Origin of the sequence: Oceanobacillus sp. MO10714A (genome assembly GCF_037072045.1) — a bacterium.
Lineage (GTDB): Bacteria > Bacillota > Bacilli > Bacillales > Amphibacillaceae > Oceanobacillus > Oceanobacillus indicireducens.
Genome location: NZ_JAXHDC010000007.1, coordinates 76,688 through 100,599 on the forward strand (window position 1 = coordinate 76,688; position 23,912 = coordinate 100,599).

22 protein-coding genes and 1 pseudogene are annotated in these 23,912 nt (G+C 40.3%); 11 read left to right on the forward strand and 12 right to left on the reverse strand.

Translation table 11 applies throughout. The features are described from left to right. The 6 genes from rsmA (at position 1) to SPD53_RS07300 (ending at position 5,830) form a co-directional block, all read left to right on the forward strand. Positions 1–918 (forward strand): 16S rRNA (adenine(1518)-N(6)/adenine(1519)-N(6))-dimethyltransferase RsmA, encoded by a 918-nt coding sequence (gene rsmA / locus SPD53_RS07275; protein WP_156855276.1) that lies wholly within the window; start codon positions 1–3, stop codon positions 916–918. Between the two features lie 207 nt (positions 919–1,125). After that, complete coding sequence (locus SPD53_RS07280; protein ID WP_336252111.1) at positions 1,126–1,293, forward strand: NAD-dependent epimerase/dehydratase family protein; 168 nt, start codon at positions 1,126–1,128, stop codon at positions 1,291–1,293. 395 nt (positions 1,294–1,688) lie between these two features. Further along, on the forward strand, positions 1,689–1,910 hold the full coding sequence (locus SPD53_RS07285) for a hypothetical protein (RefSeq protein ID WP_336252112.1): 222 nt from the start codon (positions 1,689–1,691) through the stop codon (positions 1,908–1,910). Further along, positions 1,910–3,430 (forward strand): sodium:solute symporter family protein, encoded by a 1,521-nt coding sequence (locus SPD53_RS07290; protein ID WP_336252113.1) that lies wholly within the window; start codon positions 1,910–1,912, stop codon positions 3,428–3,430. The genes SPD53_RS07285 and SPD53_RS07290 overlap by 1 nt, the downstream gene beginning before the upstream one ends. A gap of 46 nt (positions 3,431–3,476) precedes the next feature. Continuing rightward, complete coding sequence (locus SPD53_RS07295) at positions 3,477–5,099, forward strand: amidohydrolase (RefSeq protein ID WP_336252114.1); 1,623 nt, start codon at positions 3,477–3,479, stop codon at positions 5,097–5,099. A 200-nt stretch (positions 5,100–5,299) separates the two neighbouring features. Then, on the forward strand, positions 5,300–5,830 hold the full coding sequence (locus tag SPD53_RS07300; protein ID WP_336252115.1) for a M20/M25/M40 family metallo-hydrolase: 531 nt from the start codon (positions 5,300–5,302) through the stop codon (positions 5,828–5,830). 70 nt (positions 5,831–5,900) lie between these two features. Here SPD53_RS07300 and SPD53_RS07305 read toward each other — a convergent pair whose 3' ends face one another. Beyond that, positions 5,901–7,529 carry a PucR family transcriptional regulator gene (locus tag SPD53_RS07305; RefSeq protein ID WP_336252116.1) on the reverse strand — a complete coding sequence of 543 codons (1,629 nt, stop codon included), beginning with the start codon at positions 7,527–7,529 and terminating at the stop codon, positions 5,901–5,903. Between the two features lie 219 nt (positions 7,530–7,748). On the opposite strand from SPD53_RS07305, the gene SPD53_RS07310 reads away from it, so the two are divergent. The 3 genes from SPD53_RS07310 (at position 7,749) to SPD53_RS07320 (ending at position 11,131) form a co-directional block, all read left to right on the forward strand. Continuing rightward, entirely contained in the window at positions 7,749–9,110 is a 1,362-nt protein-coding gene (locus tag SPD53_RS07310; RefSeq protein ID WP_336252117.1) for an aspartate aminotransferase family protein, read from the forward strand. 77 nt (positions 9,111–9,187) lie between these two features. Continuing rightward, entirely contained in the window at positions 9,188–10,648 is a 1,461-nt protein-coding gene (locus SPD53_RS07315) for a CoA-acylating methylmalonate-semialdehyde dehydrogenase (RefSeq protein ID WP_336252118.1), read from the forward strand. A 120-nt stretch (positions 10,649–10,768) separates the two neighbouring features. Next, entirely contained in the window at positions 10,769–11,131 is a 363-nt protein-coding gene (locus SPD53_RS07320) for a DUF2200 domain-containing protein (protein ID WP_336252119.1), read from the forward strand. 6 nt (positions 11,132–11,137) lie between these two features. Here SPD53_RS07320 and SPD53_RS07325 read toward each other — a convergent pair whose 3' ends face one another. The 7 genes from SPD53_RS07325 to nagB all read right to left on the reverse strand — a co-directional run bounded on the left by SPD53_RS07325 (position 11,138) and on the right by nagB (position 19,763). Continuing rightward, positions 11,138–11,311 carry a hypothetical protein gene (locus SPD53_RS07325; RefSeq protein ID WP_336252120.1) on the reverse strand — a complete coding sequence of 58 codons (174 nt, stop codon included), beginning with the start codon at positions 11,309–11,311 and terminating at the stop codon, positions 11,138–11,140. 580 nt (positions 11,312–11,891) lie between these two features. Beyond that, on the reverse strand, positions 11,892–13,613 hold the full coding sequence (gene ptsP, locus SPD53_RS07330; RefSeq protein ID WP_336252121.1) for a phosphoenolpyruvate--protein phosphotransferase: 1,722 nt from the start codon (positions 13,611–13,613) through the stop codon (positions 11,892–11,894). A 39-nt stretch (positions 13,614–13,652) separates the two neighbouring features. Continuing rightward, a complete protein-coding gene (locus SPD53_RS07335; RefSeq protein ID WP_336252122.1) occupies positions 13,653–14,804 on the reverse strand; it encodes a mannitol-1-phosphate 5-dehydrogenase in 1,152 nt (383 codons plus the stop codon). Then, a complete protein-coding gene (locus tag SPD53_RS07340) occupies positions 14,805–15,242 on the reverse strand; it encodes a PTS sugar transporter subunit IIA (protein ID WP_336252123.1) in 438 nt (145 codons plus the stop codon). Positions 15,243–15,291: 49 nt separating this feature from the next. Then, entirely contained in the window at positions 15,292–17,346 is a 2,055-nt protein-coding gene (locus tag SPD53_RS07345; RefSeq protein WP_336252124.1) for a BglG family transcription antiterminator, read from the reverse strand. Between the two features lie 16 nt (positions 17,347–17,362). Continuing rightward, positions 17,363–18,808 (reverse strand): PTS mannitol transporter subunit IICB, encoded by a 1,446-nt coding sequence (locus SPD53_RS07350; RefSeq protein WP_336252125.1) that lies wholly within the window; start codon positions 18,806–18,808, stop codon positions 17,363–17,365. 220 nt (positions 18,809–19,028) lie between these two features. Continuing rightward, on the reverse strand, positions 19,029–19,763 hold the full coding sequence (nagB, locus tag SPD53_RS07355) for a glucosamine-6-phosphate deaminase (RefSeq protein ID WP_336252126.1): 735 nt from the start codon (positions 19,761–19,763) through the stop codon (positions 19,029–19,031). 178 nt (positions 19,764–19,941) lie between these two features. Between nagB and SPD53_RS07360 the strand changes: the two genes are divergently transcribed. Further along, positions 19,942–20,424 carry a GNAT family N-acetyltransferase gene (locus tag SPD53_RS07360; RefSeq protein WP_336252127.1) on the forward strand — a complete coding sequence of 161 codons (483 nt, stop codon included), beginning with the start codon at positions 19,942–19,944 and terminating at the stop codon, positions 20,422–20,424. On the opposite strand, the gene SPD53_RS07365 is transcribed toward SPD53_RS07360, so the two are convergent. Both SPD53_RS07365 and SPD53_RS07370 read right to left on the reverse strand, forming a co-directional pair. After that, positions 20,421–20,969 carry a short-chain dehydrogenase gene (locus tag SPD53_RS07365; RefSeq protein ID WP_336252128.1) on the reverse strand — a complete coding sequence of 183 codons (549 nt, stop codon included), beginning with the start codon at positions 20,967–20,969 and terminating at the stop codon, positions 20,421–20,423. The two genes, SPD53_RS07360 and SPD53_RS07365, sit on opposite strands and share 4 nt — an antisense overlap. 110 nt (positions 20,970–21,079) lie before the next feature. Further along, the gene (locus tag SPD53_RS07370; protein ID WP_336252129.1) at positions 21,080–22,126 is read right to left on the reverse strand and encodes an NADH:flavin oxidoreductase/NADH oxidase; all 1,047 of its coding nucleotides are present in this window, start codon (positions 22,124–22,126) and stop codon (positions 21,080–21,082) included. A gap of 93 nt (positions 22,127–22,219) precedes the next feature. Here SPD53_RS07370 and SPD53_RS07375 point away from each other — a divergent pair, with 93 nt between their 5' ends. Then, positions 22,220–22,633 (forward strand): MarR family winged helix-turn-helix transcriptional regulator, encoded by a 414-nt coding sequence (locus SPD53_RS07375; RefSeq protein WP_336252130.1) that lies wholly within the window; start codon positions 22,220–22,222, stop codon positions 22,631–22,633. A gap of 298 nt (positions 22,634–22,931) precedes the next feature. On the opposite strand, the gene SPD53_RS07380 is transcribed toward SPD53_RS07375, so the two are convergent. Together SPD53_RS07380 and SPD53_RS07385 are read right to left on the reverse strand one after the other, a co-directional pair. After that, on the reverse strand, positions 22,932–23,690 hold the full coding sequence (locus SPD53_RS07380) for a hypothetical protein (protein WP_336252131.1): 759 nt from the start codon (positions 23,688–23,690) through the stop codon (positions 22,932–22,934). Then, positions 23,687–23,912 (reverse strand): annotated as a pseudogene (locus tag SPD53_RS07385) (ABC transporter ATP-binding protein); the annotation flags it as partial. The gene SPD53_RS07380 and the pseudogene SPD53_RS07385, both read right to left, overlap by 4 nt.

Sequence of the window (23,912 nt, forward strand, 5' to 3'; positions counted from 1 at the left end):
ATGTCAACCAAATATATTGCAACCCCATCGAAGACAAAAGAAATTCTGAAAAAATATGCCTTCGCTTTCAAAAAGAGTTTAGGACAGAATTTTATTATTGATGTAAACATCTTACAAAATATTTTAAAGCATGCAGGTGTGGATAAAGATTCAGGTGTCATTGAAATTGGTCCGGGAATCGGTGCTTTGACTGAGCAACTTGCAATCCATGCGGACAAAGTTGTCGCTTTTGAAATCGACCAGCGCCTGTTACCGATTTTAGATGACACTTTAGAGGCCTATTCTAATATTGAAATCATCCATCAGGACATATTAGAAGCGGATGTCACTGAAGTAATCAAGGAACAATTCAAAGAAAATCAGCCGATCCGCATCGTCGCTAATCTGCCATATTATATTACAACACCGATTCTTTTGAAGCTGCTCCATGACCAGTTGCCGGTTGAAAGTATTACGGTCATGATTCAAAAAGAAGTGGCAGAGCGGATGGCAGCTGAACCAAATAGTAAAAGTTACGGCTCCTTAACGATTGCTATTCAGTATTATACGAATGCGGAAGTGGTCATGAATGTGCCGAAGACCGTATTTAATCCGCAGCCGAATGTTGATTCCGGCATTCTAAAGCTGGAGTTACGTAAAGAGCCACCAGTCCATGTAGAGGATGAGGATTTCTTTTTCCGAATCGTTAAGGCAAGCTTTGCCCAGCGAAGGAAGACGTTACGAAATAATTTAGCAAACCTATTTACCGATATGAATAAGACGGAGATACAGAAAGTAATGGACCGGGCTGGGATTGATGGCGGCAGACGGGGCGAATCCTTGAGCATGGAGGAATTTGCACAGCTTGCTAATGTGTTTTATCGAAGTGTAACTAGCTGTAAAACTCCCTCAAGTATTGAGAAAAACCAAAAATTCTAAGTGGGAGATTAACAGCCTGTAACAGTCCGATTGGTTTAACTAACATTCCGTGGGAGTGAAGAAACCCCCCGCGGAATAAGATTTCACTTTACAAAGAAATAAATGAATAAGAGAAAAGACGGCAGGATGCACTGAAGCAACAATGAAAACGGACAGCTAATCAATCAGCTGTCTGCACTATAAATAGAAAGATAGAAGTGTTAAAGAATGAAAGTTTTAGTAGTGGGAGCAAGTGGAACGATTGGGCAAGCAGTCGTAAAGGAGTTGGAAGGCGACTGGATAGAAATTATAAAAGCAAGTCGTAATAACTCGGATGTAACGGTTGATATTACGTCACAAGAAAGTATTTCGGTGCATTCAGGAGGTATTCAATGAATAGTGTGATAGATTGGTTGATGAATAAGGCATGCAGCCTCCTCCAGAGAAAGTAATACGAATCAATATCGACTTTTGGGAAGGTGTGTCGGAAGGTAAAGATAAAGAAAATAAGAAAGATAAGGTGGAAAGGGAACTTCATATTGTTCAGGTTTATATTGGTGAAAAGAAGCGTAGGAAATGCCTTCAAAGAGGTATAGTCCTATGCTTTTTATATTTGTTGGACAGAAAGTCAAAAAAAATAAGGAGATATTTAACGTTTCGCTAAATGAAAATGCTTACGACTATCGATATAATTATAGAAAATTTAATCTATTGTATAAGATGGCGACAATATATAATTTTTATACATCGGGCATTTTGTACAAACTAATACTAAAGGGAGGAATTAAGTTATGAAAGTAACCGTGTTTAAACGTCCTAAAACTAAAAAAGGTTGGTTCAGTTTTGGAGCAATTATAGTTGTACTTTTACTAGGAAATTGGCCGGTAATTCCCTTATTCAATAAAGATATTCTAATCTTTGGTTTTCCATTAATCATGTTGTGGAGTATCATTTTAATCTTTGTTACGACTTTCGTGATGGTTATTATCAATAGGAATGGGGGTGTGGATTGATGTATGAATTTATTCCTTTGTTTATAACAATGTCTTATATTATTGTTGCGATCTTGATGGGGTACTTTGCCGGTAGAGGCAGGGATATGAATAATGTAGAGGAGTGGGGTGTAGGCAGCAGAAGCTTTGGTCCAATTATGATGTATCTGTTAATTGGGGTAGGTGGTGTGAGTGCGTATACTTATATGGGTTCTCCCGGCTGGGCTTATTCTAAAGGAGCTCCAGCGTTATACGTTGTCGTCTATCTTACTTATATGACGATTATCGCTTGGTATTTCGGCCCGAAAGTATGGGAGCTTGGTAAAAAATATAAATACGTTACACAGGCAGAAACGATTACGGACCGCTATGAAAGTAAAGCTTTAGGTGGTTTGACAGCTATCGTCACTTCTGTCGGGATTCTTGCTTATGCTATAATTCAAACAATCGGGGCTGCTTATATTTTAAACGTTATGAGTTATGGTTTAATCCCAATCTGGGCAGGGGTATTCCTATCACTCGGAGCAATCTCAATTTATCTATATCGAAGTGGTTTAAAAGCTATCGGAGTAACAAATGCTTTACAAGGAGCCCTCATGATATTTGTATCTTTCTTTATTGGAATCTGGGCAACTAGGCAATTTACAGGCGGTTTCTCCATCACCCCTATTTTTGAACGCGTCAGAGAAGATGTGCCTCAATTCCTAACTCTTCCGGGAGCATTAGGTGATATGAATGTTACGTTTTGGACAACTTCCATTCTCATTTCATTTTTCTCAATTTGGCAAACACACTGGATTCAATGGATGGGAGCGAAATCGAAACAGTCAATCAGAAGATCCGCAACCATGCTGCCAACTTTTTATCTCGTCCTTATCCCGATGATTATTGTAGGGTATATTGGTATTTTTGTCTACCCAACCATCGGAAATCCGGATCATATCGCTATTCAGTTAGCAGTAGATACGATGCCGGTAATTGTTGCCGGATTATTCGGTGCCGGAATTCTCGCGGCTGCGATGTCTTCGTGTGAGCCTTGTATCCATGCAACCGCACTAACGTATAGTAAAGACGTGCTGCAGCCATTATTTAAATGGAATGATGAGCAAGCAGGAAGAATGACAAGAAGATTAATCTTTCCAATCATGGCATTTATTGTGGCGCCAATTTCAATTATGCAACCTAGTAGTCTTGTTTATATTTTATTGATTGGTTACGGATTTATTGCTCAAGCATTCCCATCTATCCTTGGAATGTTCATCTGGCCGCGGGCAACGAAATACGGTGCCTTTTACGGATTGCTGACTGGTTTTATCATTACGGTCTTGCTCTCCTTCATTTTCCCGCATCCACTAGGAGTCCATGCTGGAATTTGGGGGCTAGGTGTAAATATGATTATCTTTGTAGCAGTTTCGATAATGACTCAGCCTGTTTCTAAAAAAACAGTCGAACGCTTCTTCCCGGACATGATGGATGAGCTATATGAAAATAACAATAAGAACAATAAAGCTCAACCTGCCCTGGAAGCACATGAAGGTTAAAAAATGAATTAGAAAACTAAAATTTTAATAAGATGAGGTGTAGAGTGTGGCTAAACAATACCTATTTATTAATGGAGAAGTTATAACTGTAAATCAAAATAATGAAGTGGTAGAAGCAGTAGCGGTAAGAGAAAACAAAATTATTGCTGTTGGGTCAGATAAGGATATACTTGCTTTGAAAGAGGCGGATAGTAAGGTCATTGATCTTGAAGGGAAGACGTTAATGCCCGGTTTCATCGATTCCCATTTGCATATTTCGATGTACGGTACAAACAGTATATCGATTTCATGTAAAGATAAGGAAGTACAGTCGATTAGTGATTTACTGGAAAAGTTGAAAGAACGGGCGGAACAGACACCAGCAAATGAATGGGTCAGAGCTTGGGGCTACAATGAAACAACGATTGCTGATGAACGTTTCCCAACAAAAGAGGAATTGGATGCGGTTTCAACAGAGCATCCAATTCTTGTAGGAAGAGCGTGTGGACATATTTCAGCAGTGAACAGTAAAGCACTTGAGATTGCCGGAATCGATGAAAAAACTCCGAACCCTGAAGGGGGAGAAATACAGCGTAATAATGAAGGTAAGCCTACTGGATTGTTGTTGGAAAACGCTCATATGGAAATGTTTAATATTGCAGCCTTTTCCAAAGAGGAATTAGCTCAAGCGCATAAAATTGCTTCTGAACACTTTGCTGAAAAAGGAATTACTTCAATCCACGATGCAAGCGGCTATGGGTTAAGCAACTTTAACTCTTTACAAACCGATTCGAAAAACGGGCTCATCAAACAAAGACTTTATGTTATGGTTGGCGCATTATTTGATGCGCAACGTGTTGTTAAGCATATGGTCGAAGCTGGAATATACACTGGATTCGGAGATGAAAGGTTTAAATTAGGACCTGTTAAGCTATTTCTTGATGGAAGCAGTAGCGGGCCAACCGTGTGGAGTCGAGACCCGTATACGAGTGATTCAACTAATCATGGAATTCACTATTTTACACAAGAAGAAGTGGACGAACTCTTCATCCCGGCACATAAGAACGGCTGGCAAATAACGGCTCATGCTCAAGGCGATGCGGCAATTGATATGCTGTTGAATACGATTGAAAAGGCTAATCGGCTTCATCCACGTCCTGATGCGAGACATCGGATTGAACATGCAGGAATCGCAGCCACTGACTTGATTGAACGGATGAAAGAGCAAAAAGTAGTACCAACGCCAAATCCAGCTTTTCTTTATGAATACGGAGAGGGTTACGTAAAAAATTACGGAGAACGAGCGAATTACATGTATCCATTAAATGATTATAAAGAGACAGGAATCGTAGCTGCAATTGCATCAGATTGTCCCGTGACAGACTTTAATCCGATGCGGGGATTACACGCTGCTCTCACTAGGAAGTCCAATGCTGGACGGGTGATAGGCGAAGATAAAACAGTACCATTACTTGATGCGATTCGGATGTATACACTTAATGGCGCCTATGCTTCGTTTGAAGAAGATATCAAGGGGAGTATAGAGCCTGGTAAACTAGCGGATTTAATCATGCTTGATCGATCAATTTTAAATTCAGATATTGAAGCCATTCCTGAAATCGGGGTAGAGTGGACAATGATAGATGGAGAAGTTGTCTATTATAAATCGAAGATGGAATCGACCATTTAAAAAACGTTTCTTGTTGGTTAATTGGAGGGGGAAATATTGATTAAACAGCCTGTTCGAATCAACGGTGAACGGTTGCAACCTACAATAGAAGAATTTGCTGAATTGGTAAGACTAGAAACGGTGGGGTTACACCGCTAGCGCTATCAAAGGAAGACATCGAAGCAAGAAATCATTTCGTGAAATTATGCTCGAAAGCAGGTATGACAGTCAAATGGGATGATATGGGAAATATATATGCGAGGCTGGATGGTGTCCAAAATGACAAACCACCAGTAGTCATCGGCCCCCACTTGGATTCAGTTAAAAAAGGTGGCAGATTTGATGGAACGCTTGGAGTAATTGCTGGCTTAGAGGTTGTTCGAACGATAAAGAAAAATGGCATCAAGCCAAGGGTGCCAATTGTCCTTGTCAATTTTACAAATGAAGAAGGAGCGAGGTTTGAGCCGTCTATCATGTCGTCGAGGGTCTTATCCGGTAAATTTAAGAAATCAGAAGTGATTCAATCTACTGGTCAGCAAGGTATTTCCTTCAAGGAAGCACTTGAATTCGGCGGATTTGAAGGTTCTGATGAAAATAGATTAAAAGAAGCAAAGGCATTCCTAGAATTCCATCAACCATTTCTGCAATCTAGAAAATCCAGAACACTTACAAATGGAAACAGTATTTTCTATAATCATGAATTTGACAAAACGAGAAATGCAATTTTACGTGGGAAACCTTGCCGAAGATAAGTTTATGACGATATAACTTTAGATTTGATCCGTCAAAAATAAAGAAGAGTCTCATTTTTGAGCCTCTTCTTTAACTTATTTTATTTTTATTATCTAACAACGCATAAGCCCCAATCGCAAGCTCAATCGCCTGCCGATTCGTCGGATTCATAAAATCTTCTCCCATCAGTTCCTCAATCTTTTCCAAGCGATGGTATAATGTTTGCCTCACGATGGATAGCCGTTCCGATGTTTCCTTTTTGGATCCCATCGTTTCCAAGTACACAGCAAGTGTCTGCAGTAAATCATTCTTCGTTTGTTGTTGATGATCTAGCAGCGGCCCTAAGTAATCCGAGACATATGCTTCCAATTCATGCTTAGGAAGGTTGATCAGCAACCGGTAAATCCCAATATCCTCAAAGAACAAGATATCTAGAATATCCATTTTTTGAATTGCTAGTACCGCACTTGCTTCATCGTAACACTTACTTAATTTAGAATAATCCTTTTGCAGACTGCTAACGCCAATATAACAGTCTTTCCCTCGGAAAATATTATCTTTATGACTGTTTTTAATCGCTTCCGTAATCAATGTGAACGTGTTAGTGTCGCTAGTTGCATAACTGCTCTTATAATACGAAGCAATTACAGCAATATTATTCTTCGTAATGGAGATTGCAGGGAAGAAATTATATCTTTTAAAAATGGAGCGGAGAATAATCGATTGCTGGAGCTTTATCTCTTCCCAATCCTCATCTCTTATCTCCTTATGATAAGAGCTATTTTCAATCATGATTAAGCGGTAATAAAGGTTCTCAGCCGGAGCAGGTAAAAACTTTAATGCAGCAGTCGATTCATATTCCTCTCCGTGCAATAACTGTTGCACCAGATTCTCTTCTTGATTCTGCTTTCTTTCCTCGATTGTTTTATTCCTTAGCATAATCTGGGCAATGGCTAAAGTGGCACGGTCAACAATGGAGAAAGCGAACTCATCCAATTCCCCGCTTCGTTGTTGAATATAAAGATCCCCCCATGAAGAGCCGAGCCCTTTAATTGGGAAAGCAGTGTAGTAGTCACCATGGAGAAAGACTTCATGATAGGGTTCGACTTCTCTTTTTTCGTTAATTAGAGAAAGGATAGATTCTGCTTGGTCTTTGTTTTTAAGTGGATAGTAGAATAACTGTTTATCATCAGAAATAAGTAAAACATTCAAATGGAAAGATTCATATAATTTCTTTAGTATTTTCAAAATCCCGTTCGGTTCTAAAGACAATTCGTTAAACGCATTGGAAAGATCATGGAGATGCTTTAGTTGTTCATGGTGACTATTAATAATGATCGTATGTAAATCCTGGGTAATATCTACAAATTTCACGACATCTGGGAATATAATAATTGGAAAGTCATGATGATTAGCAAATTCAATAATCGCAGGCTCAATTTCCTGAACATGTGTCCCGAGTTCCATACAGAGTCCCGCAACTTCCAGTTCAATCAATTTCTTTAACTTAGAGATCCCATCTTTAGAGTCAAGTGGCATATTAGAGCCAGTTGTTAAAATAAGTTCCCCGCCATTGATAAATGAATCAAACGCTTCCATTTCCAGAATGTGTGTCCATTTAATCTCCCGGTCGACTCCCTTTTCACCAGTAATTAAGGTTGCTCCTTTAAATAACTTTCGCTTTAAGATATCTCTTACCGTTACCTTAAAATTCCCCATCAGTTCCCCTCCAAATTGTTAAATAAATTTCTTAATAATTTTACTTTATGTAAGATGATATTATTTTCGGAACAGTGTAAACTCAATTATGGAATGGGACCCAAGGTATGTCAACCCAAGTAGTTGAATAAATTTACAATCACATTTTGAATACAACAGGAAAAACAGACTGTACATTTCGTCAAAAAATATTTTTATTATGGAAGGGAGACATTTGAAATGAAAGCGCTGCAACAAACAGAAAAATTATCACTGGAAGAAAAGGATCGTCAGTATGTTTGGCACCATATTTCTCCTTATCGGGAAGAAGGAGCAACAATGATTGTTGAGAAAGGCGAAGGTTCCTGGATTACCGATCAGAATGGCAATCGTTATTTAGACGGTATGTCTGGGCTATGGTGTGTGAATGTCGGTTACGGACGGGAGGAATTAGCTGAGGCTGCTGCAGAACAAATAAAGAAAATCGCTTATACGCCTATGACGAATAGTCACGAGCCAGCGATTGAACTGGCAGCAAAGGTCAATAGCATGCTGGATGACGACTATGTGATGTTCTATTCTAACAGTGGATCGGACGCGAATGAAGTTGCGTTTAAAATCGCTCGCCAATACCACCAGCAAAACGGAGACCCGAACCGTTACAAAGTGATTTCCCGTTACCGTGCATATCATGGCAGTTCGATGGGGGCTCTTTCAGCAACAGGGCAAGCGTTAAGAAAATATAAATATGAGCCACTTTCATCTGGTTTCTTACATGTTTCTCCACCGGATAACTACCGTAAACCGGATAACGTAACGGTAGAAGAATACAACTTACAAAAGGCAAGAGAAATTGAAGAGACGATCAATTATGAGCAAAAGGAATCCATCGCAGCAGTAATTATGGAACCGCTCATAACTGGAGGCGGAGTCATTATGCCTCATGAAGTGTATGCCCAGGAAGTGGAGCGTATTTGTGAGCGTCACGGCGTCCTGCTCATTATTGATGAGGTCATTTGTGGTTTCGGTCGAACTGGTAAAGCATTCGGTCACCAGCAGTTCAACATTAAGCCAGATATCATTACAATGGCAAAAGGTTTAACGAGTGCGTATTTACCGTTATCGATTACGGCTGTTCGTAAAGATATTTACGAAGCATTTAAAGGAACGGAAGATAATCATCATTTCCGTCACGTGAACACGTTCGGCGGTAATCCAGCAGCTTGTGCCGTTGCTCTTAAAAATATTGAGATTATGGAACGGGAGAGTCTGTTTGAACGCTCTGAACAACTGGGTGCGAAGCTATTGCAAGGACTAGAGGAGCTGGAAAATCATCCTAACGTCGGTAATGTCCGTGGACTCGGCCTACTTGCCGGAATTGAAATTGTAGAAGATAAAGAAACGAAGGAGCCTGCTTCCAATGACCGGATTGCCAAGCTTATCGGAGCATGTAAAGCGAAAGGCTTAATCATTGGTCGGAACGGAGACACGGTTGCAGGGCAAAACAACATTTTAACGCTTAGCCCGCCGTTATCTTCAACAGATGAAGACATTGATTTCATCCTGCAAGTTCTGAATGAAGTATTTGCCGAAAATAAATAACGCAAGGGAGAGTCTCAGAAGGGAAGTATTGGAAGCAATTGAAAAAGTATTATCGTAAACACAAGGAGGAATTTTACGTGGCACAAACAGCAGTAGAAGTATTAAAAAACTATATTGGTGGTAAATGGGTGGAAGCTAATACAGATAAGTCGGAACCGGTTTACAACCCGGCAACTGGAGAAGTTATCGCACATGTGCCGATTTCATCCATAGAAGATGTGGAACATGCGGTAGAAACCGCAAACGAAGCATTCCAGGAGTGGAAGGAGTTAGCAGTACCACGCCGTGCACGGATTCTATTTAAATATCAGCAGTTACTAGTAGATAATTGGGATGAGCTTGCTCGTCTCATAACAATTGAAAACGGGAAAAACTTTGAGGAAGCCCAAGGTGAAGTTCAACGCGGCATTGAAAATGTCGAGTTTGCAGCAGGTGCACCTTCACTCATGATGGGTGATTCGCTTCCATCGATTGCAACAGGACTCGAATCTGGAGTGTATCGTTACCCAATCGGCGTAATCGGCGGAATCACACCGTTTAACTTCCCGATGATGGTTCCTGCTTGGATGTTCCCAATGGCAATCGCTACTGGGAATACATTCGTATTGAAGCCGTCTGAACGGACACCACTCCTTGCGAACCGTCTAGCGGAGCTTTTAGAAGAAGCAGGTTTGCCGGCAGGGGTATTCAATATTGTTCATGGTGCCCATGATGTTGTAAATGGTTTAATTGACCATGAAAAAGTAGCGGCAATTTCGTTCGTCGGTTCCCAACCGGTAGCAGAGTATGTTTATAAGCGGGGAACGGATAAGCTGAAACGTGTTCAAGCATTGGCAGGTGCGAAAAACCACTCGATTGTATTAGGTGATGCGAACTTGGAGAACGCGGCGACACAAATTCTAAATGCAGCTTTTGGTTCAGCAGGTGAGCGCTGTATGGCAGCATCTGTCGTCGCGGTAGAGGAATCAGTGGCAGATGAGTTTATCGCTTTATTAAAACAAAAAGCAGATGACGTTCAAATCGGCAACGGTTTAGACGAAGGAATTTTCCTCGGACCGGTTATCCGTGAACAGCATAAAGAGCGTACGTTAAGTTATATTGAAAAAGGTGAGAAGGAAGGAGCAAAACTTGTCCGTGATGGACGTAAAGACGAAGCGGTGAAAGAAGCAGGCTACTTTGTCGGCCCAACGATTTTTGACAATGTTACGCCGAACATGAAGATTTGGCAAGATGAAATTTTTGCACCGGTCCTGTCGATCTCTCGAGTGAAAGATTTAGACGAAGCAGTAGAGCTTTCCAACAAGTCTCGCTTTGCAAACGGTGCATGTATCTTCACGAAAGATGGTGGAAGCGTACGCCAATTCAGAGAAACAATTGATGCAGGTATGCTGGGAGTGAATATCGGAGTTCCAGCTCCAATGGCATTCTTTCCGTTCTCTGGCTGGAAAGATTCCTTCTACGGTGACTTGCATGCGAACGGGAAAGATGGGCTTAACTTCTATACGCGTAAGAAAGTGATTACAACAAGATGGGTGTAAAATGAATCATGAAAAGCGCAGGAATATTTCTTGCGCTTTTTTCCTGTTTCGAGCGTTATTTAAGCCGAATGATGATAAAATAAAGGGATAGGGCTACGAATAGTTGAAAGGAGAATGTAAATGGCTAAACACCGTATATATACGATGAGCTTTTCAAGTGTATATCCCCACTATATAACGAAAGCAGAGAAAAAAGATCGCACAAAGGAAGAGGTCGATGAAATCATTCGCTGGCTGACAGGCTATAGCCAAGACGAACTGGAAGCACATCTCGAAAAACAGACGGACTTTGAAACATTCTTTGCGGAAGCCCCAAAGTTGAATCCTTCGCGCTCTTTGATTAAAGGTGTCATTTGCGGAGTTCGGGTAGAAGAGATAGAGGAACCATTGATGCAGGAAATTCGCTATATGGATAAATTGATTGATGAGTTGGCGAAAGGGAAAAAGATGGAGAAGATTTTACGGACACCAGCCCCGCTCTAACTGTGTTTAAATATAACCCATGCTCCTTCTATAAAAAAGGGAGCATGGGTTTATTATAATGATTAAGTCTTGCGCACCAATCTCATCTTGAACGACTCTGGATAGCCGGTTCTCACTATTCTGTTCAAAGAGAATATATTCCAAATCAAATTCTTCCGCTGTCTCCATTATTGCTACCAAATCTTTTTGAGAAGGTTCTTCACTGGAGGATCATTACGATTCTTGGTGTGAAAAAGTTTATGTATGTGCTCTTGTGATGGTAGGATATCGCTTCTTTTTTCTCCTTTCTTTATTTAAATGTTTAAAGTTATTTAACTCAACTTTCGGATTGATAAACTCGCGAAATGGAGCAGGGTAAGTATTTTTCAGATGTTGATAAGATCTTTCAGCCTAAAAAACTTAAATCTGACTCGAACGGGTAAATAGCGTACCTTTAATCCCACGAACGAACTGAGTTCTTCTTCATTCGTTTGATTAGCCAGCTTCTAACCCCACCAACGATCTGGAATCAGCTTCATTCGTTTAATTAGACAGCCTTTAATCCCACGAACAATCTGGAGTCCTCTTCATTTGTTTGACTAGAAGGCCTCTAATCCTGCGAACAAATAGAAATCAACTCCCTTCGTTCGATTAGAACTCCTCCATCACCTTCACTAATTATACCGGAGGGTGGCTTACTGTTTCAGACTGCGAAAGTTGTATGAATTAAAAAAGGTACTGCATATCCGAAGATGCAGTACCCATATTTCAAGTAAGTGTTTTAAGCCTTGTTCACCAATTGATTAATAAATTCAACAACTTCATCCGTCGTACCCATCGTCAACAATTCTTCCTTATGGGAAGCAATTTGTTCTTTTGAGAGTTTGCTTAATTGTGTCCGGGCAGGGAGGATGGATGTTGCACTCATGCTGAATTCATCTAGTCCAAGTCCTAACAGAATCGGAACGGCAATCGGATCTCCAGCCATTTCACCGCACATGCCGGCCCATTTACCTTCTTTGTGAGCTGCTTCAATCACATTATTGACTAAGTTCAAGATTGCCGGATGGTACGGTTGATAGAGATAAGAAACTTGTTCGTTCATCCGGTCAGCAGCCATTGTATATTGGATAAGGTCATTTGTTCCAATACTGAAGAAGTCGACTTCTTTGGCAAATTGTGCAGCAGTTACAGCCGTAGATGGAATTTCGACCATAATTCCGACTTCGATATTCTCGGCAACTTTAATGCCTTCAGCTGCTAACTTTTCCTTCTCATCAAGTAGGATTCCTTTTGCCCGACGGAATTCTTCCAGTGTTGCAATCATCGGGAACATGATTTTTAAGTTCCCAAAGGCACTTGCCCGCAGGAGGGCACGTAACTGCGGGCGGAAAACATTTTCATTTTCCAGGCAGAAACGAATTGCACGGAAGCCTAGGAATGGGTTCAATTCTTTCGGCAGATCCATGTAGTCCAGCTCTTTATCGCCCCCGATATCTAGCGTACGGACGACAACTGGTTTGTCACCCATCTGTTCAAGCACGGATTTATATGCTTCGAATTGTTCCTCTTCAGATGGCAGTTCACTTTTACCCATGTATAGGAATTCAGTCCGGTAAAGGCCGACACCTTCTGCTCCGTTATGAAGTGCACCTGCTACGTCATCTGGAGTACCAATATTCGCTGCAAGCTCGACTTGGACGCCGTCTTTTGTAATCGTAGGCTCGTCTTTTAATTTAGCCCACTCTTCTCGTTGTTTCGCGTAAGCCTCTTGCTTTTCTCTATATGTTGCCAGTTCCTCATCGGTTGGATGGACGATGACATTACCTTCTAGTCCATCAATAATGATGAGGTCATTTTGTGAAACGGATTCGGTGATATTTTTCGTTCCGACAACGGCAGGTATTTCTAGTGATCTCGCCATAATGGCAGAATGGGAAGTCCGGCCACCTATGTCTGTTGCGAATCCTTGAACAAACTCGCGATTCAATTGCGCCGTGTCGGACGGTGTTAAGTCCTCTGCGATAATGACGACCTCTTCGTCAATCAATGCAGGGTTCGGGAAGGTGACACCAAGTAGATGTGCCATGACCCGTTTCGTAACATCCTTAATATCTGCGGCACGTTCTCGCATATACTCATTGTCCATGTTTTCGAACATATCGATGAACATCGTGGATACTTCTTCAACAGCAGTTGCTGCAATAACCTTATCCGTTTCGATTTTTTCTTTCATTGGATTAATTAATTCCGGGTCATTTAAAATTAAGAGATGAGCGGAGAAAATCGCAGCATGATCCTCGCCAAGCTTATTTTCCGTATGCTCTTTGATTTTCTCAAGTTCCGTTCTCGAAATTTCCAATGCTTGTTCTAGTCGACTAATCTCTTCCTCCGTATTTTCGGTCGTTACTTTTTCAAAGGATAAGTCTGGTGTTACGAGTTGATATGCTTTAGCAATCGCTATACCAGGTGATGCTGCAATTCCATTTAATTGTATGTTCATTTTACCAACCCCTGAATAAATTATCGTAATTTCTTATATTTAGTCTCCTATTTCATTATACGCGTTTAAAATAACTTTAAGCAAGGGATGTCCCGCTTCCAATCCGGAAACTTCTTTCAGTGCTTCTTGGGCACCCTGATCTGCAATTATCTTTTGTAACTTTACTGCTTCATTATCTTGTTCATTGGTAAATTTGAGAGCTGCTACGATTGTTTTTGCGAGATAGGTTGGTTCTTTCCCGGTTACGTCCATATACATGGATGCCGGGCGAATAAGTCGTTCTTTCGCACCTAGCTTACGGATTGGACCTCTTGCTACTCTTGTGATTTCATCTGAAATATATGGATTCATAAAGCGGCCGATAATTTTTTCAATATAAGCTTGATGTTCTTCCCGGTTAAAGTCGTATGTTCGAATTAATGCTTCGCCTGACTCATGCAATGCGCCTTTAATGATTTCTTGTACCTTTTCGTCATTAATTGCTTCTGTAATGGTTTGATATCCCATTTGATGACCGACATAAGCGACGGCTGCGTGACCAGAATTTACCGTGAATAGCTTACGTTCGATATAAGGGGTGAGATCATCCACGAAAGTGATCCCATTAACATCTGGCTTGGTACCTTTGATTGCAGGTTCTTCAACAACCCATTCATAGTAAGGTTCTACAGAAACTTGGAGTAAATTGTCATGTTTCTGGTTCGGTACAATTCGGTCCACCGCTGCGTCTGGGAAGCCGAACAAGTTATCAAATGTTGTCTTTTCTTCTTGTGTCAGGTGTTCGTAAACTTTCTCCTTTAAAAAGGAAGTGCCACCGACCATGTTTTCACAGGCGATAATATTCAGCGGTTGATTAGTTGTTTTAGCTCGCTCTTTTAAACCCTTAGCGATGAGCTCAGCAATGATCGGCAATACATTTGGCCCGACAGCAGTTGTAATCATATCCGCATGGACAATCGCCTGGATGACTTTACCCGGGTCTTGGATACTGTTAATTCCGAAAATATTTTTAACGGTTAAGGATTCGCTTTCCTCTGCTGCTAGTACGACGGTGTATTGTTTTTTCTCATTGATTTCTTTAATCACTGCTTCATTCACATCAATAAATGTTGTATGATATCCCGCTTGATGGAGTAATAAACCAATAAAACCACGTCCAATATTGCCTGCACCAAAATGTACTGCTTCCATTTAGTTCACCTCATCAAAGATACGAATGATTTCTTCTTCTGACGCTGCGTTAAGAATCGATTGGATATTGTCTTCGTCGGAAAGCACGATTGCGATATTGGAGAGAATGTCTAAGTGCTCGTCTCCTTTACCAGCAATACCGATTAAGATTTTCACCGTGTTGCCTTCTCCATACTCTACACCTTCCGGGATGGTAACGACAGATAAGCCCGATTCTTTCACTAATGACTTCGCATCTTCTGTACCATGTGGAATAGCGACGAAGTTCCCCATAAAGGTTGATGTTAATTCTTCCCGTTTAAACATTTTATCAATATAGGAAGGTTCGACATAGCCGTTATCTACTAAAATTTGACCTGTGTAGCGAATCGCTTCTTCCTGATTGTTTAATGAAACATTCAACTTAATATTTTCTTTTGCTAATACTTCTTTTGCCATGGTAAACACCACTCCTTACATAGAGATTGTTCAAAAAGCTCGGTAAAAACTATAGTAACCTTTTATCCTTTAAAAACATTTGAAAACGCTCGGCTAAATAGAACTTAATTGCCGTTTCATCAGCAGATTCAAATAAACGAACTGCTTCGTCTTCCTGGATGAGCAAGCTGCTTAAATAACTTAGTGTTTCTAAACGTTCTTGCTGAATATCTTTGGGGGCAAGCATGACTAGGATATGTTTCACTTCCATCTCTTTTCCGTCCATTCCCCTCATTAGTCGCGGATTTTCTAACACATAAATTGAAAAATGGATGGAAGGCACGTCTCTAGAGCGTGTATGGAAAAGTGCCAAGCTCGTATCTGGTATCCCGAGCCCGCCAACTTGCTCCCTTTCCATTAGTTTGGTAAGAATTGTTTCGCTATTCTTTACTCTTTTCCGCTTTTCCAGATCGATACAAATCGCTCGTAATGTTGATTCTGAGTGATTCCGTTCATCGACATAGAAGGAATGGAGCAGGTCAAGAATTGTTTCGGTATAAAGCTTGATTGCCTCTAACTGCAAAAGCGAATTCGGATTACTTTTTTGCTTTTCATTATTTACAACGATTCTCTGCTGGCGAATTGCCTTTTTAATCTGCTGGACTTCCGATTGATTTAACATTGGAGAAACGAGAATATAATCGGTTTCCTCCAACTCTTTTAAGGGGAGCGTTGAAATGATTAAATCGTAATGATCCAAGTCTTCCTCGTCTACATCGAACATCGATTTGTTTTCTATTTGCTTAATTTCCGGCACTTGTTTCATTAATTGAGTTGCTAAGATTTTCGCCGTGCCAATCCCACTGGAGCAAATAACAAGGGCCTTTTGCCTTTCACCTTTTAGTAATGCAGCTGCAAAATGGAGAACGATAAATCCAATTTCGTCATCCGGGAAATCTAAATCTGGAAAAATGACGCTCGTCGCTTCTCCAATTAAATGAAACAAATCATCGTAGTCATGTTTAATCTGCTCGATCATTGGATTCATAATCTTCATCCGCTTATTAATCCGGTAAATGGCCGGTTTCAAATGGGTGACTAAATCATTTAGTAATTGGTTGTTTCCCATCATATCCACATGAATCTGTTTACTTACATAAGCAATTAACTGCTTAACCTGATAGGCAAATCCTGTGTTCTCTACTTCTAATAAAACATGTTGGTCTGAGCGAAGTTTCGCTCCCATTAAATGCATGGTAATATAACCGATCTCATCGTTGGGGATGCTGATCTCCAAGCTTGTTTCCAATTCGCTGATGATTTTTTCCGCTATCTTGTATTCTTTTGTACCCTGTAACTGTTCGAAATATGCCTGGTCAAATTGAATCGTATCCCCTTTTTGCAGTCGTTCGATTGCGAGTGCAAGGTGAACAACTAAACCGACGCGTGCACTATCGGCTAATTCATAGGGGAGCTTTGTACTTGCTTGTTCCACGATTTTTTCAATCACTCGTAATTTATCTGGATCGACGAGTCCCAATAAGCGGTTGGAAATGGTTGGCGTCTGTTTGTTTTGGATGTTTTCCTTTAGTAGGGAAATGAAGGAGAAAGGGTCCACATATTTGGCAATTAAATGCGTAATTGCGGACCGCTTATTCGCTTCATCTCCTTCGATTTGCACGCCATATCCTCTGCGACGGGTAAGTGTTAAGTGAAAGTTCTCTAATTCCGCTTCCAATTGATCCAAGTCGTTACTGATTGTCGCAATGGTTACATCCAATTCGTGAGCAAGAGTGAATAATTTCACTGGCTCATTCGCTTCAAGCAACATGGATAGAATCATTGCTTGTCTTTCTTCTTGAGTATAGTCATTCGGACTAATACTTGTAAGCAGCCGTTCTAATAATTGTTTATCTGCTTGTTCACCAACGATTTGAAGCCCGACACCAGCCTTTTTATCAAGCTCCATCCGGTGGTTTAAAAGGATTTTTTCAACACCTTTTAAATCCCGGTGAATCGTCCGCGGGCTAACATCAAGGGCTTCAGCAAGATCTCCTACTGTCACTTGTACTTGTTTTTGGAGTAAGAAAAGAATGATTTTTCTTTCCCGCGCTGTAATACTCAAGGCGAATTCTCCCCCATTAATTATCTTTCAGGCGCTCTACCAGCTCGTCATATTTCGGGCTGCTCAAGAAATTATCTACGGAAATATGTTCAGCCGTTGGAAGCTTATTCTTCGCACGATCCGTCAAATCCTTATGGGTGATGACAATATCTGCATCATCCGGGATGTCGTTAATTGCTTTATTTGTTACGAAAATATCGATATCTGCCTTCTTGAATTTATTTTTCAGAAGGGATGCACCCATTGCGCTTGAGCCCATACCAGCATCACAGGCGAAAATAATTTTATCGATTTGTTCTGGTTTTTTCTTTTGGATGGTGACTGTTTTTATAATGTCTTCATTTTCTTCTTCATCTTGGTTCAAAGCACCTGTAACAGAGCTCTTCTTCCCTTTCATTTCTTCCATTTTACCTGCAGCTTCTGCCAAGCTGTCCGTTTCTGTCTTGCTTGATTTTAAAATGATAGCAGCAATAACAAAGGTAACAGCAGCTGCCACTAGAACACCTAAGATTACACCAAGATAACTGTCTTGTGCCGTCATCGCAAGGACCGCGAAAATACTACCGGGTGATGAAGGGGCAACTAATCCTGCACCAAAGAGCTGGAACATGAACACACCGCTCACACCACCAGCGATTACTGCAAGAATTAGAATAGGTTTCATCAATACGTAAGGGAAATAAATTTCATGTATCCCACCGAAGAACTGAATGATTGCTGCTCCTGGTGCAGAACTCTTGGAAGCACCTTTACCAAAAATCATGAATGCGAGCAATATCCCGATACCCGGACCAGGGTTTGCCTCCAGTAAGAATAGAATTGATTTTCCAACTTCACTCGCTTGATCTGCACCAATAGGACTTAGTATCCCGTGGTTAATTGCATTATTTAAGAATAAAATTTTCGCAGGTTCAATAATGATGTTGGCAAGTGGTAATAACCCTGCATTAATAATCACTCCGACCCCTGCTGCAAGCATTGTGTTCAATCCTTCAACTACTGGCCCAATTGCATAGACAGCAACAATCGCAAGTAGTGCTGCCAAAATACCAGCAGAGAAGTTATTGTAAAGCATCTCAAACCCTTGACGAATCTTCGCCTGGAAGAGATCATCTATTTTCTTCATTAAATAGCCGGCAAGTGGTCCCATAACCATAGCACCGAGGAACATTGGAATATCCGCTCCGACGATAACTCCCATCGTAGTCGTAGCACCAACAATTCCACCACGTATGTCATAGACCATCCGACCGCCTGTAAACCCTATCAATAATGGCAATAAGTAGCGCAGCATCGGGTCAACCATTGTTGCCAATTGTGCATTTGGCAACCAACCATCTTCAATAAATAAAGCCGTTATAATCCCCCAAGCAATAAATGCACCGATGTTCGGCATGATCATTCCGCTTAAATAACTACCGAACTGTTGTGCTTTTGCTCGAATGCCCTTCTGTTCAGCCATTTTTCACACTCCCTTTAAAGTAATATCTTATACTTTTATTCTAAAGTAATTTGTTCGCACTACTCAATGGAATCTAAACATAACTTTGGCAAGGGACTTGTTGCCATCATTTGAATTGGTTGTCTCTGTTGTTACTATGCCCATTTTGAGTGATAAGATAAGCTTGAGAATACAAAATAAGCACCTATGGCTTACTAAGCCAAGGTGCTCATTCTCCTTCTTATAATTGATTCATCACTGAATAAGCTGCTTCGTCCGCAATAATCGTTACGTTTGGATGTTTTTTCAAGACAGACGCTGGGATTTCTTCTGTTACGTCACAAGTGAGTAAGGTTGCCAAGGCCTCTGCTTTATTTTCACCAGAAATAAGCAGAAGTATTTCTTTACTTTCCATGATCGTTTCAATTCCCATGGAGATTGCCTGAGTGGGCACTTCTTCAATAGAGTGAAAGAAGCGTGAATTTGCCTCAATGGTCGATGCTTCCAAATTAGCAACTTGGGTTCTGCAAGTAAATGGTGTACCAGGTTCATTGAAGCCGATATGGCCGTTTGCACCAATTCCTAGTACTTGAATATCAATTCCCCCTGCAGCCTGGATGGCTTCTTCATATTCTTCGCATTCTTGCTGTAAATCTGGAGCAACTCCATTGGGAATCCGGACATTATCTAATGAGATATTAATATGATCGAATAATTTATCTTTCATAAAATAATAATAGCTGTTTGGATCGGTTTTTTCGATGCCGACATATTCATCGAGGTTAAATGTCTTTACCTCCTGAAAGGAAACCTCGCCTTGGTTATATTTCTTAATTATTTGTTTGTAAAGCCCTTCAGGAGTCGAGCCGGTAGCTAATCCTAATACAGGATTTTCGAGTTCATTGATTCTTTCAACGAGGAAAGAACAAGCCCTCTCGCTCAATGCATCATAATCTTTTACTTGAATGATTTTCATCTTTTTACTCTCCTTGTAGGAAACGCGCATCTTAGATAGATGACGTTAAGATTGATATGGTCATGAAACAACCATATTGGTACATTAAGTTTAACACTTTTGAAATTGATAAAGTGTGTCAATTTCAGGAATTTGTGTAGATATTCACAATGGAGTTGATGTATGATAAAAGAAGATTATGATACGGGAGGGGCTAACGATTAATATTTCAATTATTAAAGCAGCTCCAGAACATACGGAAGAGATAAGTAGAATCTGTTCCATTGGCTGGCGGCAAACGGTTCGAGGTGTTTATGATGAGGAATACCAAGCTAAAAATGTAGAACATTGGTATAACCATGAACGGGTTCTTGAAGATATTGTTCAAGGTGCATACACGCACGTCGCATTGGTAGATGGAGAAGTTGCTGGGACAATCGGAGGGGTGATGACAGGTCCAAGTGTCAGTGAGATATATGTTTTCTATGTAGATGAAAACTATAGATATCAAGGTATTGGTGCAAGGCTACTCGAGGCATTTACGATGAAACATGTAGAAAAAGGTGCAAGGGAACAGTATGTATCTGTTGAAGAGGGAAATGAACTTGGCATCCCTTTTTATAAGGCTCGTGGCTTTCGGCAGCTGGATCAGAAAGGGCGCTATTTACGACGAATTGGTTAAGGTCTGTCTTCCCAGGGTTCAAGTTGGCCAACCGTGAGCACTTGCCTTTTTCCTTTAATTGCTTCAATTACACCATTAGAAATTTCCTTGTTAGTTAACCATCTAGAGTGATTGCCCTCGATTACAAAGCCCAGTTGGACTTGATGATACAAACAATTATTAGGTACAATCGTCTTTTGTTGGATTTCATCTAAGTCTGTACTGCTGCCTAGTATATGGAATAATTCCCACTCATTTTGACTTTTAGCGACTTCATTTGTGATTATTGGCAGGGCATTTTCGGCAATGGAATGAATCCATGCTACTACGATATTGATGTTGCCATTTTTCTTAATTGTACCGTTAATTTTTTCTTGTAATTTCTCTTCATTTCTGTAATTAACGAAGAGTGGTGTTATCTTTTCACTTGAAACAGTCTTGCTCATTAGTTCTTCCATCCGTTCAGGATTACGAGCAACGATGGACACGTGGTAACCTTGATCCACTAGCCAAAGTGATACGTCTGATAACATGCCTGTTCCACCGACTACTAGTGCGTGTTTCATTCCAATCTGCTCCTTCTAAGTTAATTTTTTTAAAATCAAGTTGTATCACCGCGATATTGGGAATCATCACCCGTTTAGACACATGAACGGGTAATGATAAGATTTTATATTTACCTTATTCCTCTCTCATATTGAAACGGTGGACTTACTTTCCGAGTTAGTTTTTTCTCTGCGTGTAATCCCCAATAAGGATCGTTAAGCATCCCTCTTGCTATAGATACAAGCTCTGCATCTCCATTAGTAATGGTCGCTTCAGCAAGTTCTGGGTTGCTCAAATTACCTACTGCGATTACTGGAACGTCCAATTGTTTTTTGAATTCGCGTGCGAAAGGAACTTGATAGCCTGGGGTGTTTAATGGTTTACGTTTACCTGGGGGACCTTCTCCACCGCTAGAAACGTGAAAGACATCAACACCTGCTTCTTTAAATCGCTTGGCAATCGCGATTGAATGATCTAAGTCATATCCTCCATCGATATATTCTATAGCAGACATACGCATAAGAAGGGGCATATCTGCAGGTATTACGCTTTTTACTGCTTTAACGATTTCTTCCCCGAACAGAGCCAAATCTTTTCCATACTCATCTGTACGATTATTAATGCTCGGTGACATGAATTGATGAATAAGATAGCCATGAGCACCGTGTAACTCAATCGTATCAAATCCAGCTTTTACTGCTCGCACGGCAGCTTCCTTAAATTGCTGAACCGTTTCTTTTACTTCTTCGGTTGTTAAAGCTCGTGGGGCTTTTAGTCCACCATCCATAGTTTCTTCTGGCAATACTTCTACTGGAATATTGGAAGGCCCTACCGGTTGTTTTGCATCTTCCGCTTTTCTCCCAGCATGAGCAATTTGAATACCAACCTTGGCATCATGCTTTTTGATAGCTTGAACAAGGCGTTCGTAATGTGGAATATGTTCATCTGACCATAATCCAAGGTCGTTATCTGTGATCCGACCCTCGGGAGTGACACTCGTCATTTCCATTATGATGAGACCAGTTCCTCCAACTGCTCGTGAGACGTAGTGGACAAAATGCCAATCATTTGGAATCCCATCCTCTTTTGTAACGGAATATTGACACATTGGTGCCATTACAATCCGATTTTTTAATGTTAAATTCTTAACCGTGTAAGGGCTGAATAGTTGACTCATCATGTAAAACTCCTTTCATTTGTTTGCGCATGCATATAATATAACGTACAATATATGCAGGTGCAATAAATATGTTTAGAGGAGATTATTCTTATGGATCATAATGAACTGTTTCATGCTTGGATCAAACTGACAAAATATCATGACCGCATATTAAAAGCAATTGATTATACACTTCATGATCAGTATCAAATAGGAATAAAAGAGTTTTATCTGATGTATTATTTACAGCAATCTGAACAGAAAAAGATGAGATTATCGGATTTAGTTCCGAAAGTGGGTCTCAGTCATAGCGCGTTATCACGGTTAGTTACAAGACTGGAGAAATATCGGGATGGTGCCTTGGTGGAGCGGCAAGCGGACAAGGAAGATAAACGATCGGTTGCTATTGTGCTTCTAGAAAAGGGAGAAGAACTTGTTTCTGAAATGCAAATGCTGATTAATGAGAGCTTGCAATCGAGAATGGTAGAGAAGGATATAATAAATATTAAGCGGCTTGTTGAGTGAAAAGTGATGTGGTTTCGAAATTATCAAATATAGACTAATCAGGTCTCATAGGATTCCGGCTTTCTTTATCTAAGAATTTAAGTGAAATATATTGTTAACAATAATCGTTATAGGGGCAATTAAAAATTAAGAATCCTCCATGTAGACAAAGGTGGAGAACAAGCTAAATTTGTCGTTGAATATTTGAAATCAAGGGAACAATTGCAGCAAGGGGACAGGAAGGTGAATACCTAGCAATAGATAGAGTAATAAATGGAAAGGGCCTGCTATGCTTTGCTGCAACTCCCCCCTTGAAAAGTTAGTAATCAATTCTTTTAAATTTCCATTGTCCTATTAGACTTGAAACAATGATCCATAATAATAGTATTAATATTGCTTGGGAAAGTGACCCATCAGCAGAATAAACATCGATGAGTGTGGATAATGCATCCTCGGGAAAAAGCGGTAATAATATATTAGAAATATCGGCGGGAAACATTTTAATGAGCGCTGGAAGGAACATCACGCTTAGTGCAAAAGCTGCCCCCCCAAATGCGGATTGTAGATAAAAAGTACCTGACGCGCTTAATAGGCTGTAGAATAATACCATCACGACAGAACCAACAATCCTAGTAAAAATATTTATAACGAATATTGATAAGCCTCCCATATCATTCATTGATAATACCAGCTGATCAATGGCCAAGAAAAGTAGTATTAATATAATGCTAGTAAGAATGGCGAGAATGGATATAAATGAAACTTTAGACAGAAAATAATTTCGCCGAACGGGAGTAATTGCAAGGTTTGTATGAACTGCTCCTGAAGTTAAATCTTTTTTGATATAATTAGCAGTAAATATAACGAGCATTATTGCTGCAGCGTCCATACCAAGTAATGTTATATCAATAACTTCCATACTAGATAGCTCTATTAATACTCTCCCTTGTGTAACATTCGTGGTGAATAAAAAAGTCATTCCCAGTAAGGTACTCAAACAAATGGTTGAAAGCAGAAAGTATCGATTGCTTGGAAGGAAGAATGTTTTTTTGAAATCTGCCTTAATTAAGTTTTTCATTTGGTCTCAACTCCTTTTGCAACATATTCTACTTTCCCATCGGTTATTTCGGTAAATAGGTCTTCTAAAGAAGGATTTACTTTTGTTAGTTGAAATAGGATAATGTGATGATCATGAGCTAACCTTCCGATTTCACTTGCATCTAAGTTTCGTACTTCGAGACCTGGGTTATGAGGTTTGATTAAAGCATGTTTTTCCTGTAGTACGCTTTTTAATTTAACA

Excerpts from the sequence above, each read along its gene's own strand:
- SPD53_RS07285 (WP_336252112.1), top strand. The coding sequence starts at position 1,689 with ATGAAAGTAACCGTGTTTAAACGTCCTAAAACTAAAAAAGGTTGGTTC.
- SPD53_RS07305 (WP_336252116.1), bottom strand. The coding sequence starts at position 7,529 with ATGGGGAATTTTAAGGTAACGGTAAGAGATATCTTAAAGCGAAAGTTA.
- SPD53_RS07340 (WP_336252123.1), bottom strand. The coding sequence starts at position 15,242 with ATGGCAAAAGAAGTATTAGCAAAAGAAAATATTAAGTTGAATGTTTCA.
- SPD53_RS07290 (WP_336252113.1), top strand. The coding sequence starts at position 1,910 with ATGTATGAATTTATTCCTTTGTTTATAACAATGTCTTATATTATTGTT.
- SPD53_RS07360 (WP_336252127.1), top strand. The coding sequence starts at position 19,942 with ATGATACGGGAGGGGCTAACGATTAATATTTCAATTATTAAAGCAGCT.
- nagB (WP_336252126.1), bottom strand. The coding sequence starts at position 19,763 with ATGAAAATCATTCAAGTAAAAGATTATGATGCATTGAGCGAGAGGGCT.
- SPD53_RS07380 (WP_336252131.1), bottom strand. The coding sequence starts at position 23,690 with ATGAAAAACTTAATTAAGGCAGATTTCAAAAAAACATTCTTCCTTCCA.
- ptsP (WP_336252121.1), bottom strand. The coding sequence starts at position 13,613 with ATGAACATACAATTAAATGGAATTGCAGCATCACCTGGTATAGCGATT.
- SPD53_RS07320 (WP_336252119.1), top strand. The coding sequence starts at position 10,769 with ATGGCTAAACACCGTATATATACGATGAGCTTTTCAAGTGTATATCCC.
- SPD53_RS07300 (WP_336252115.1), top strand. The coding sequence starts at position 5,300 with ATGACAGTCAAATGGGATGATATGGGAAATATATATGCGAGGCTGGAT.
- SPD53_RS07350 (WP_336252125.1), bottom strand. The coding sequence starts at position 18,808 with ATGGCTGAACAGAAGGGCATTCGAGCAAAAGCACAACAGTTCGGTAGT.
- SPD53_RS07280 (WP_336252111.1), top strand. The coding sequence starts at position 1,126 with ATGAAAGTTTTAGTAGTGGGAGCAAGTGGAACGATTGGGCAAGCAGTC.
- SPD53_RS07310 (WP_336252117.1), top strand. The coding sequence starts at position 7,749 with ATGAAAGCGCTGCAACAAACAGAAAAATTATCACTGGAAGAAAAGGAT.
- SPD53_RS07370 (WP_336252129.1), bottom strand. The coding sequence starts at position 22,126 with ATGAGTCAACTATTCAGCCCTTACACGGTTAAGAATTTAACATTAAAA.
- rsmA (WP_156855276.1), top strand. The coding sequence starts at position 1 with ATGTCAACCAAATATATTGCAACCCCATCGAAGACAAAAGAAATTCTG.
- SPD53_RS07335 (WP_336252122.1), bottom strand. The coding sequence starts at position 14,804 with ATGGAAGCAGTACATTTTGGTGCAGGCAATATTGGACGTGGTTTTATT.
- SPD53_RS07365 (WP_336252128.1), bottom strand. The coding sequence starts at position 20,969 with ATGAAACACGCACTAGTAGTCGGTGGAACAGGCATGTTATCAGACGTA.
- SPD53_RS07375 (WP_336252130.1), top strand. The coding sequence starts at position 22,220 with ATGGATCATAATGAACTGTTTCATGCTTGGATCAAACTGACAAAATAT.